Source organism: Herbaspirillum camelliae (assembly GCF_001929405.1).
GTDB lineage: Bacteria > Pseudomonadota > Gammaproteobacteria > Burkholderiales > Burkholderiaceae_D > Herbaspirillum > Herbaspirillum seropedicae.
Genome location: NZ_KV880769.1, coordinates 4,655,613 through 4,665,813, shown reverse-complemented (window position 1 = coordinate 4,665,813; position 10,201 = coordinate 4,655,613). Strand labels below are relative to the sequence as shown.

The 10,201-nt window shown below is 63.4% G+C and carries 7 protein-coding genes and 1 pseudogene; 5 read left to right on the top strand and 3 right to left on the bottom strand.

The features are described from left to right. Window positions 1-30: 30 nt before the first annotated feature. The 3 genes and pseudogenes from BGK68_RS20835 to BGK68_RS20825 all read right to left on the bottom strand — a co-directional run bounded on the left by BGK68_RS20835 (window position 31) and on the right by BGK68_RS20825 (window position 4,739). Entirely contained in the window at window positions 31-228 is a 198-nt protein-coding gene (locus BGK68_RS20835) for a hypothetical protein (RefSeq protein WP_006713029.1), read from the bottom strand. 92 nt (window positions 229-320) lie between these two features. Then, window positions 321-1,319: a response regulator transcription factor gene (locus tag BGK68_RS20830; RefSeq protein WP_075258648.1), complete on the bottom strand. Its 999-nt coding sequence runs from the start codon at window positions 1,317-1,319 to the stop codon at window positions 321-323. Beyond that, window positions 1,297-4,739: pseudogene (locus BGK68_RS20825) on the bottom strand (ATP-binding protein). The gene BGK68_RS20830 and the pseudogene BGK68_RS20825 overlap by 23 nt, the downstream one beginning before the upstream one ends. Before the next feature lie 413 nt (window positions 4,740-5,152). Here BGK68_RS20825 and urtA point away from each other — a divergent pair. The 5 genes from urtA to urtE all read left to right on the top strand — a co-directional run bounded on the left by urtA (window position 5,153) and on the right by urtE (window position 10,181). Next, window positions 5,153-6,409 (top strand): urea ABC transporter substrate-binding protein, encoded by a 1,257-nt coding sequence (gene urtA, locus BGK68_RS20820; RefSeq protein WP_013234609.1) that lies wholly within the window; start codon window positions 5,153-5,155, stop codon window positions 6,407-6,409. A 117-nt stretch (window positions 6,410-6,526) separates the two neighbouring features. Beyond that, window positions 6,527-7,444 carry an urea ABC transporter permease subunit UrtB gene (gene urtB, locus BGK68_RS20815; RefSeq protein ID WP_075258647.1) on the top strand — a complete coding sequence of 306 codons (918 nt, stop codon included), beginning with the start codon at window positions 6,527-6,529 and terminating at the stop codon, window positions 7,442-7,444. A 43-nt stretch (window positions 7,445-7,487) separates the two neighbouring features. Continuing rightward, window positions 7,488-8,693, top strand: a complete 1,206-nt coding sequence (gene urtC / locus BGK68_RS20810) for an urea ABC transporter permease subunit UrtC (protein WP_075258646.1) — start codon at window positions 7,488-7,490, stop codon at window positions 8,691-8,693. Then, window positions 8,690-9,457, top strand: a complete 768-nt coding sequence (gene urtD, locus BGK68_RS20805; protein ID WP_075258645.1) for an urea ABC transporter ATP-binding protein UrtD — start codon at window positions 8,690-8,692, stop codon at window positions 9,455-9,457. The genes urtC and urtD overlap by 4 nt, the downstream gene beginning before the upstream one ends. 34 nt (window positions 9,458-9,491) lie before the next feature. Further along, complete coding sequence (urtE, locus tag BGK68_RS20800; protein WP_069374143.1) at window positions 9,492-10,181, top strand: urea ABC transporter ATP-binding subunit UrtE; 690 nt, start codon at window positions 9,492-9,494, stop codon at window positions 10,179-10,181. Window positions 10,182-10,201: the final 20 nt, after the last annotated feature.

Sequence of the window (10,201 nt, the reverse complement as noted above, 5' to 3'; positions counted from 1 at the left end):
GGGTGGGGGGAGGGCGGCCACTGATGAGGATCAGGCCAGGGCTTCCTTGGCGGCTTCTTCCGGGGTCAGGCCGTCGTAGAACAGGTCGGTGAACCACTCCACCTGTTCTTCGATATGCTCCTGCGCCTGGTCCAGCGTGGCGCCGCCCTTGACCAGGAATTGCTCGACTTCGGTACACCATTGGATCAGGGCTTCGGTTTCCGGGTCCAGTTTCTCTTTCTTGGGCATGATGACTCCTTGCTTCGGTGATGATGGGCGTGAGTGCCCTGTGCAAGGATAGGCCAAAGTGGCCGTGCCTGTGCACTTTTATTGCGGGTGCTTCATTGCAGCGCCTGACTGCTACTGCTACTGCTGCTGGTGTTGCCGCCGGCCAGGCTGCTGGCCAGCACCGCCGCCGCCGAGCGCGTCTCCACCCCCAGCTTGACGAAGATGTGCTCCAGGTGCTTGTTGACCGTGCGCGGGCTCATGCCGAGGATCTCGGCGATATCGCGGTTGGTCTTGCCCTTGCCCAGCCATAGCAGCACATCACTCTCGCGCGGGGTCAGGCGGCAGCCTTCCAGCGTGGGGGGGAGGCTCGCACCGTCTTCCGGGCGGGCCGCTGCACCGGTCGGTTTTTCTTCCAGCACCAGGCTGACCCCGTGTCCCTGGCCGGGGCCGGACAGGGTGATGTGCAATTCTCCCTGTGGCTGACGCACGATCAGCGGCGCGACCTGGTCCAGGCTCTCGCCCTGGCGCTGGCGCACCAGTTGTTCGTTGAGCCAGACCTGTAGCGCGGCGGGCAGCTTGTGGCTGGCGGGGGCGGTCGGGCCGTAGTACTTTTCCAGCCATTGCGAGGCCTTGCTGGTCAGCCACATCGGCAGGCCATTGCCCCCCAGCACGATCACCGCATGGGCCGCATGTTCCAGCGCACCCCGGGCTTGCACCATCATGCGCGCCGTGCGGATGTGTGCGCCGATGCGGGCCACCACTTCCTGCGGGCGGATGGGCTTGGTGACGTAATCGATGCCGCCGACCTCGAAGCCTCTGACCACATGCTCGGTCTCCGACAGGCCGGTCATGAACACCACCGGCACATGCGCCACGCGCCTGACCTGCTTGATGCGGCGGCAGGTCTCGAAGCCGTCGATGCCGGGCATCATCGCGTCCAGCAGGATCAGGTCGGGCGTGATGTGGTCCAGCCGTTCCAGCGCGCTCAGGCCATCGGTGGCCACCAGCACGATATGGCCGCTGTCGTCGAGGGCGTCGGACAACATGGCCAGGTTGTCGGGCATGTCATCGACGATCAGGACCACGTGTCTATCGAACGTCGTTGAGATCATGTCGGATCAGCTCCTTGATGCGGGAGACATATTCATTGAGGCGGAATTGCCGGACCAGTTGCCGCAGTTCGGTGGTGAAGGGCAGGTAGGCCGGGTCCTGGCGTTCGAGGGCGTCGAGCTGGCGCACAATTTCCTTGGCATAGCCGATGCTGCCCAGTTCCAGCAGGGTGGCCAGCTTCTCTTGCGTGGGCACCAGCATCAAGGCTTGCGGCGCTGGCGGATGGGCTGCTGGCGTCGGTGCGTCTGCCACCGCCACCCAATCCAGTTGCAGATGCTGACGGATCTTGCCCAGCAATTCGTGATACGAGACCGGCTTGACCACGAAGTCGTTCACCAGCGGCGGCTCGTTGCGCTCGTGCAGGTTCTCGAAGGCATTGGCCGAGACCAGCAGGATAGGCAGCTGCGTCAGTCCGCGCGCGCGGATGGCGCGCGCCACGGTCCAGCCATCCATCTGCGGCATGGCGATATCCAGCAGCACCAGGTCGGGCAGCTCGTGGCCCAGCGTCTCCATGCAGGCCAGGCCGCTGTCGGCCTCGCTCACCGTAAATCCCAGCGGCATGAGCATATCCTTGAGCAAGCGCCGTTGCGAGGCCTGGTCGTCCACCACCAGGATGTGGCGCGAAGGACCGGCATAGCCCGACATCTGGTCTTCCAGCTTGATGCGCGGACGCGGCACATGGACTTCCGGCAGGTAGATCTTGAGATGGAAACTGCTGCCCTGGCCGACCTGGCTCAGCACACTCAGTTCGCCGCCCATGATGTGCACCAGCATGCGGCTGATAGCCAGGCCCAGCCCGGTGCCGATGTCTTCGCGCAGGTTGGCCGCGCTGCTGCGTTCGAAGGGCAGGAAGATGCGTTCGAGGTCGTCGTGGGCAATGCCGATGCCGGTATCGATGACGTCGAAGTAGGCGATCTCGCGGGCGTAGCGCAGCCTGAGCGTGACACCGCCTTGGTCGGTGAACTTGACCGCATTGCCCAGCAGGTTGATGAGGATCTGGCGCAGCCGCTTCTGGTCGGCGTGGACGATCTGCGGCAGGCGGCCGGTCTTGTCGAAGCGGAAGTGCAAGCCCTTTTGCTCTGCCTGCGGGGCGAACATGCCCACGATCTGTTCCAGGAAGGCTTCCAGCGCCAGTTCGTCGGAGGCCAGGCGCATCTTGCCGGCCTCGATCTTGGCGATGTCGAGCAAGCCATCGATGAGGCTCAACAGGTGTTCGCCGCTACGGCGGATGACGCCGATGGCGTCCTTGCGCGCCGGCGGGATGGTGGCGTCCACATGCAGGATCTGGGCATAGCCGAGGATGCTGTTCAAGGGCGTGCGCAATTCATGGCTCATGCCGGCCACGAAGCGGCTCTTGGCCAGGTTGGCGGATTCGGCCGCTTCCTTGGCGCGCTGCAGTTCGGCGTCGGTCTGCTTGTGGGCTTCGATCTCTTGCAGCAGCAGGTTGGTCTGGCGTTCCGATTCTTCCTGGGCGACGGCGCGGCTCTCATTGGTCAGCACCAGCCACCAGGCGCCCACGCCGACCACCACCAGCAACAGGCAGAACAGCTTGATGAAGACGCTGCGCAGCGAAGCCGGGGCATCCAAACCGCTGCCGGAGAGGTCGGCCATCTGCTGGAAGTACAGCATCCACAGCACCACCGCCAGGCCCCCGGCCAGCAGGCCGAAGACGCTCAGGTAATGGCCGATGCGGGTATTGAGCTTGACGGCGAAGCGCGCCGGGATGAGCTGGCGCAGGGTGTGCAGGATCTGGTTGGGCAGCCGCGCGCGCGGCGTCTTGCAACGGTCCTTGCAGCGCGCATCCAGCGAGCAGCACAGGGAACAGATCGCGCCCTGGTAGGCCGGGCAATGGGCCATGTCGGGCGTTTCGAAGGCATTGCCGCAGATCACGCAGGCCAGCACCGGCTGCGCCTGGCCAGGGGTGACGGGCCGATAGTCCTGTTCGGACAGCGTATCGCGCCGCGCGATGTAGTAGCGGCTGCCGGTGGCCAGCGCGATCAGCGGGGCGCTCGCCAGCGCTGTTCCCAACGCGATGAAGGGCGCCATGGCTGCCACCGTCTTGCCCAGCACGCCCGACATGGCCAGCGTGGAGAGCAGGGTGGCGATGGCCATCGAGCCGACCCCGACCGGGTTGACGTCATACAGGTGGGCGCGCTTGAATTCGATGTGGGCGGGGCTCAAGCGCAGCGGCTTGTTGATGACCAGGTCGGCCACCACCGCGCCGATCCAGGAAATGGCGACCAGGCTGTAGAGCGCCAGCACATGTTCCAGCGCATTGAATACGCCCAGCTCCATCAGCAGCACCGCGATCAATACATTGAAGACCAGCCACACCACCCGGCCCGGATGGCTGTGTGTGAGGCGCGCAAAGAAATTGGACCAGGCCAGCGAGCCGGCATAGGCGTTGGTCACATTGATCTTGATCTGCGACACCACCACGAAGAGCACCACCGCCCCCAGCGCCAGGGCGGGGTTGCCGAACACATACTGGTAGCCCACCAGGTACATCTGGGTCGGCTCTACCGCGCGCGCCATCGGCACTTCATGCTGGATGGCCAGGAAGGCCAGCAGCGCACCGCCCAGCATCTTGGCTCCGCCCAGCAATATCCAGCCGGGGCCGGCCAGCAGCAGGGCGCTCCACCAGCGGCCCCGGTTGGCGGGCGTCTTCTGCGGCAGGAAGCGCAGGAAGTCGACCTGCTCGCCCACCTGGGCAATGAGCGAGAAGGCCACCGTGGCCGCTGCGCCGAAGAGCGTCAGGTTGAAGGAACTGCCTTCCTCGGCGCGACCGGCAAAGCTCATCAGGTTGGACAGTGCATCCGGTTCCTTGCCTTGTAGAGCACGCAGACATAGGGCAGCACCAGCAGCACCAGCCACAGCGGCTGGGTCCACATCTGCAGGCGGTTGATGAGGGTGATGCCGTAGGCCACCATGGGAATGATGATGATGGAGCACAGCACATAGCCATAGACCAGCGGCAGGCCGAAGTAGATCTCGATGGCCTGGGCCATGATGGCCGCCTCCAGCGCAAAGAAGATGAAGGTGAAGCTGGCGTAGATCAGCGAGGTGATGGTCGAGCCGATGTAGCCAAAGCCGGCGCCGCGCGTGAGCAGGTCCATGTCCACCCCGTAGCGGGCGGCGTAGTAGCAGATCGGCAGGCCCGTGAGGAAGAACAGCAGCACCACGCAGGCGATGGCCCAGAAGGCGTTGGTGAAGCCATAGCTCAGGGTGATGGCGCCGCTGATGGCTTCCAGCGCCAGGAAGGAAGTCGCCCCCAGGGCCGTATTGGCCAGGCGGAACTCCGACCAGCGGCGGAAGGACAGGGGTGTGTAGCGCAGCGCATAGTCTTCCAGGGTTTCGTTGGCGACCCAGGTGTTGTAGTCGCGCCGGACCTTGACGATGCGTTGTGTGGCGGGATGGGTCACGTTGGCTTGGGCGGATGGAGTGGCTGGGGGCAATGACTGCCCATAGGGCCAAGCAATTTTCAAACCATTGCGGCGGCAAGGGCATACGTCAAATGACGTATGCCCTTGGCCCTGCGCCGCAGGCTTTCACCACAATGCAGCACGCCGGCGCGGGCCTGTTGCGCGCAGGCCGGGGAGGTCTGCACCAAGAGCAGGCGCGCCACGTTCAAAAGCTGTGCAGTGCGCCTTCGTCCTGCGCACCGTGGCTTACGTCAATCAACGTATTGTTGCGCCGCACCGCGACTCCTATTCTGCGTCCCAGAACGACAGGCCACCGCATCCATCCAGCGGTCCCGCCGCGCCGTTCCCTGCTTTTGTTGCCGCCACGCAGCTGTCACCACGAGTCCAACAACAACGCCCGAAAGGAGTACCGCATGTCGCATTCCTCGTCTTCCCATCCGCCCTCGTTCCCACGCCGCAAGATCCTCATGGGCCTGGCTGCCGGGGCGGCAGCAGCGGCCCTGCCGGGCATGGCCTCGGCGCAGCAGTATCCGACCGCCAAGGTCAACACCACCAAGCTGGCCATCACCGATACCGAAGTCACGGTCGGCCAGCTGCACTCGGCCACCGGCACCATGGCCATCAGCGAGACCGGTTCGATCCAGGCCGAGCGCCTGGCCATCGACCAGATCAATGCCATGGGCGGCATCCTGGGGCGCAAGATCAAGATCATCCAGGAAGACGGCGCCAGCGACTGGCCGACCTTCGCCGAAAAGGCCAAGAAGTTGCTGGAAAACGACCGCGTGGCGGCCGTCTTCGGCTGCTGGACCTCGGCCTCGCGCAAGGCGGTGCTGCCGGTGTTCGAGAAGGACAACGGCCTCTTGTACTACCCGACCTTCTACGAAGGCCTGGAGCAATCCAAGAACGTGTTCTATACCGGGCAGGAGGCGACGCAACAGGTGCTGGCCGGCCTGAACTGGGTGGCCAAGGAAAAGAAGGCCAAGACCTTCTTCCTGGTCGGCTCCGACTACATCTGGCCGCGCACCTCCAACAAGATCGCCCGCAAGCACATCGAGAACGTGCTCAAGGGTTCGGTGGTGGGCGAGGAATACTACCCGCTGGGCAATACGCAATTCGGTTCGCTGATCAACAAGATCAAGCTGAAGAAGCCGGACGTGATCTTCGCCGATGTGGTCGGTGGCTCCAACGTCGCCTTCTACAAGCAGTTGAAGGCCGCCGGCGTGACCGCCAAGACCCAGAACCTGCTGACCATCTCGGTGACCGAGGATGAAATGCTGGGCATCGGTGGCGAGAACGTGGAAGGCTTCTTTGCCTCGATGAAGTATTTCCAGAGCCTGGACAACGCCAACAACAAGAAATTCGTCGCCGAGTTCAAGGCCAAGTTCGGCGCTAATTCCGTCATCGGTGACGTGACGCAAGCCGCCTATCTCGGTCCCTGGCTGTGGAAGGCCGCCGTGGAAAAGGCCGGCAGCTTCGACGTTGACAAGGTGGTGGCGGCGTCGCCCGGCATCGAACTCAAGACTGCGCCGGAAGGCTACGTCAAGGTCCACGAGAACCATCACCTGTGGAGCAAGACCCGCATCGGCGAGGCGCAGAAGGATGGCCAGTTCAAGGTGGTCTACGAGTCCGAGCTGATCGAGCCGAATCCCTTCCCCAAGGGCTACCAGTAAGGCGGTCCGGCCGGTGCCGCACCGGCCCTTCGTGCAGCAAAGCGGCGGCGCCTGTAGTGACATGCGGGCGCTGCCGCCCTTCCTCCAATCTGCAACTCTGCCCCGTCGGGAGTCAACATGGTTTCTCTATCCGAATTCGGCGCCATCTTCGCCATGCAGGGCTTCAATGGCCTCTCGGTCTTCTGCGTGCTGCTGCTCATGGCGCTGGGCCTGGCCATCATCTTCGGGCAGATGGGCGTGATCAACATGGCCCACGGTGAATTCCTCACCATCGGCGCCTACATCACCTACCTGCTGTCGCACCTGACCACCACCTATACGCCGGCCTTGCAGCCGTTCTATTTCTTCGTGGCCATCGTGCTGTCCTTCGCCGTGGCCTATGGCGTCGGTTATCTCACCGAACTGCTGCTCATCAGCCGCCTCTACAAGCGTCCGCTCGATACGCTCCTGGCGACCTGGGGCCTGTCGCTGGCGATGCAGCAGACCTTCCGTTCCATCTTCGGCGCCAAGGAGGTCAGCGCCACCTTGCCGGATTGGCTCATGGGTTCCTTCAAGCCGACCGACGACATCGACATCCCCTTGAATGGCCTCTTCATGATGGGACTGACGGTGCTGCTCACCGGGGCCATCTTCGTGCTGCTGTTCCGTTCGCGCTGGGGCCTGCAGGTGCGCGCCACCATGCAGAACCGGGTCATGAGCGGGGCGGTGGGCATCAACACCCGCAAGGTCGATCGCACCACCTTTGCACTGGGCTGCGGCGTGGCGGGAGTGGCTGGTGCCGCTTTCACCACCATCGGTTCCACCGGCCCCACCAGCGGTTCGCTCTACATCGTCGATACCTTCCTGGTGGTGGTCTTCGGCGGCGCGCAAAGCCTGATCGGCACCATCGCCTCGGCCTTCTCGATTGCCCAGACCCAGTCCACGGCGGAATTCTTCCTGACCGGTTCCATGGCCAAGGTGCTTACGCTCTCGGCGGTGATCCTGATCCTGATGCTGCGTCCGCAAGGGCTGTTCTCGGTGAAGGTGCGCAAGTGATCAGCGCTTCCTACAGATCAAACAATTCGTGCGAGGTCCGATGATGAATGCAGCCTATGAAAAACTGCTGGGCGGGCGCTCCGGTGCGCTTGGCCTCCTGGTGATGGCGGCGCTGCTGCTGGTGGTGTTCCCGCTGACGATGGACATGTTCCGTCTCAATCTGGTGGGCAAATACCTGTCCTACGCTTTCGTGGCTGTCGGCCTGGTGCTGTGCTGGGGCTATGGCGGCATCCTCAGCCTGGGGCAGGGCGTGTTCTTCGGTCTGGGCGGCTATTGCATGGCCATGTTCCTCAAGCTCGAAGCCTCCGACCCCATCAGCACCAAGATCCAGTCCACGCCGGGCATTCCCGACTTCATGGACTGGAACCAGATCACCGCCTTGCCGGCCATGTGGGAGCCGTTCCACAGCTTTGCCTTTACCGTCTTTGCGGTGCTGGCGGTGCCGACCGTGCTGGCCATGCTGATCGGCATGGCGATGTTCAAGCGCCGCGTGGGGGACGTGTATTTCTCCATCGTCACGCAGGCCATTGCGGCCATCCTGTCCATCCTCATCATCGGCCAGCAAGGCCTGACCGGGGGTGTGAACGGCATCACCGACCTGAAGACCCTGATGGGCTGGGATATCCGCACCGACCACGCCAAGCTGGTGCTGTATTTCGTCAATGCCGGATTGCTGTTTGGCTGCATCCTGTTCGGTCGCTACGTGCTGGGCTCCAAGCTGGGCCGCTTGCTGGTGGCCATGCGCGACAAGGAAGAGCGGGTGCGTTTCTCGGGCTATGACGTGGCCAGTTTCAAGGTCTTCGTGTTCTGCGCGGCGGCCATGTTCTCGGCCATCGGCGGGGCCATGTTCACGCTGCAGGTCGGCTTCATGTCGCCCTCCTTCGTGGGCATCGTGCCTTCCATCGAAATGGTGATCTTTGCGGCAGTGGGTGGGCGCATGTCGCTGCTGGGTGCGGTGTATGGAACGCTGCTGGTGAACTTCGGCAAGACCTATTTCTCCGAGACCTTCCCCGAACTGTGGCTGTTCCTGATGGGCGGACTCTTCATCGCGGTGGTGATGTATTTCCCCAATGGCCTGGCCGGACTCTGGCAGACCCAGGGCAAGCGCCTGATGGACAAGCTGCGCGGCGAACCCAAAAAAACGGCTCTGGCCGCCACCGAGCCAGTCAAGCCTGCATCCCGCCCGAGCATCCCTGAAACCAAGCGCGACGGCATCGAGCCCGGCGCCACCCTGGAGGCCAGCAAATGAGCGAGAACCCCATCGGTTTCGAATCGGACGCCCATCCGGTCCTGGCCATCGAAGACCTGACCGTGTCCTTCGACGGTTTCAAGGCCGTGGACAAGCTCAATCTCTACGTGCAGCGCAATGAGGTGCGCGTGGTGATCGGCCCCAACGGTGCGGGCAAGACCACGGTGCTGGATCTGATCTGCGGCAAGACCCGCGCTACCTCCGGCAGCATCAAGTTCAACAACCACGAACTGACCAAGATGAGCGAGCACGCCATCGTGCGGGTAGGCGTCGGACGCAAGTTCCAGACCCCTTCCATCTACGAGAACCTCTCCGTGTTCGAGAACCTGGAGATGTCCTTCCCGCGTGGCCGCAAGGTGTTCGGTGCGCTGACCTTCAAGCGCTCGCCGGATGTGGTGGCGCGGGTGGAGGCGGTGGCCGCCGAGATCTTCCTGCAAGAGCAACTGCACACCCAGGCCGACCTGCTCTCGCACGGCCAGAAGCAGTGGCTGGAGATCGGCATGCTGCTGATGCAGGAGCCGGAGCTCTTGATGCTGGATGAACCGGTGGCCGGCATGAGCGTGTCCGAACGCGAAAAGACCGCCGAGCTGCTGGGCCGTATCAGCCAGGGCCGCTCGGTGGTGGTGATCGAGCACGACATGGATTTCGTCAAGAGCATCGCCCACAAGGTCACCGTGCTGCACCAGGGCAAGATCCTGGCCGAAGGCAGCATGGAGAAGGTGCAGTCCGATCCCAAGGTGATCGATGTCTATCTCGGTCACTGAACGTTCATTGATCCCGTCCATCCCGGAGCCTGCCGTGTTCAAAGTCTCGCAACTCGCTTCCGGCTACGGCCAGAGCAAGGTCATCCACGACGTCGATCTGTCGGTGGCCAAGGAAGAAATCGTCGCCGTCATGGGCCGCAACGGCATGGGCAAGACCACGCTGTTCAAGACCCTGATGGGCATCCTGCCGCTGCGCGGCGGCAGCATCAGCATCGATGGCGTGGAACTCGGTGGCCTGGAAAGCCACCAGCGCGTCGAGCGCGGCGTGGCCTATGTGCCGCAGGGGCGCATGATCTTTTCGCACATGACGGTGCTGGAAAACATCCAGACCGGCTTGCCTGCGGCGGCCAAGGGCAAGGTGCCCGATGAACTGTATTCGCTGTTCCCGGTGCTCTATGACATGCGCACCCGCAAGGGCGGCAATCTCTCCGGTGGCCAGCAGCAACAACTGGCCATTGCGCGCGCGCTGGCGACCAATCCGCGCGTGCTGTTGCTGGATGAGCCGACCGAGGGCATCCAGCCTTCCATCATCAAGGACATCGCCCGGAGCCTCAAGGAAATCCGCAAGATCCGCGCGCTCACCATCGTGGTCTCGGAGCAGGTGCTGAGCTTCACGCTGGAGATTGCGGACCGCTTCCTGGTGATCGACAAGGGCCGCTTCGTCTACGAAGACACGCGCGAGAACGTCGATGCACCCACCATCAGCAAGTATCTGTCGGTCTGATCCGACCGTCTTTTCAGAGG

What these genes read in the sequence shown, in the direction of transcription:
- BGK68_RS20835 (WP_006713029.1), bottom strand. Translation starts at nt 228, where the DNA reads ATGCCCAAGAAAGAGAAACTGGACCCGGAAACCGAAGCCCTGATCCAA.
- BGK68_RS20830 (WP_075258648.1), bottom strand. Translation starts at nt 1,319, where the DNA reads ATGATCTCAACGACGTTCGATAGACACGTGGTCCTGATCGTCGATGAC.
- urtA (WP_013234609.1), top strand. Translation starts at nt 5,153, where the DNA reads ATGTCGCATTCCTCGTCTTCCCATCCGCCCTCGTTCCCACGCCGCAAG.
- urtB (WP_075258647.1), top strand. Translation starts at nt 6,527, where the DNA reads ATGGTTTCTCTATCCGAATTCGGCGCCATCTTCGCCATGCAGGGCTTC.
- urtC (WP_075258646.1), top strand. Translation starts at nt 7,488, where the DNA reads ATGAATGCAGCCTATGAAAAACTGCTGGGCGGGCGCTCCGGTGCGCTT.
- urtD (WP_075258645.1), top strand. Translation starts at nt 8,690, where the DNA reads ATGAGCGAGAACCCCATCGGTTTCGAATCGGACGCCCATCCGGTCCTG.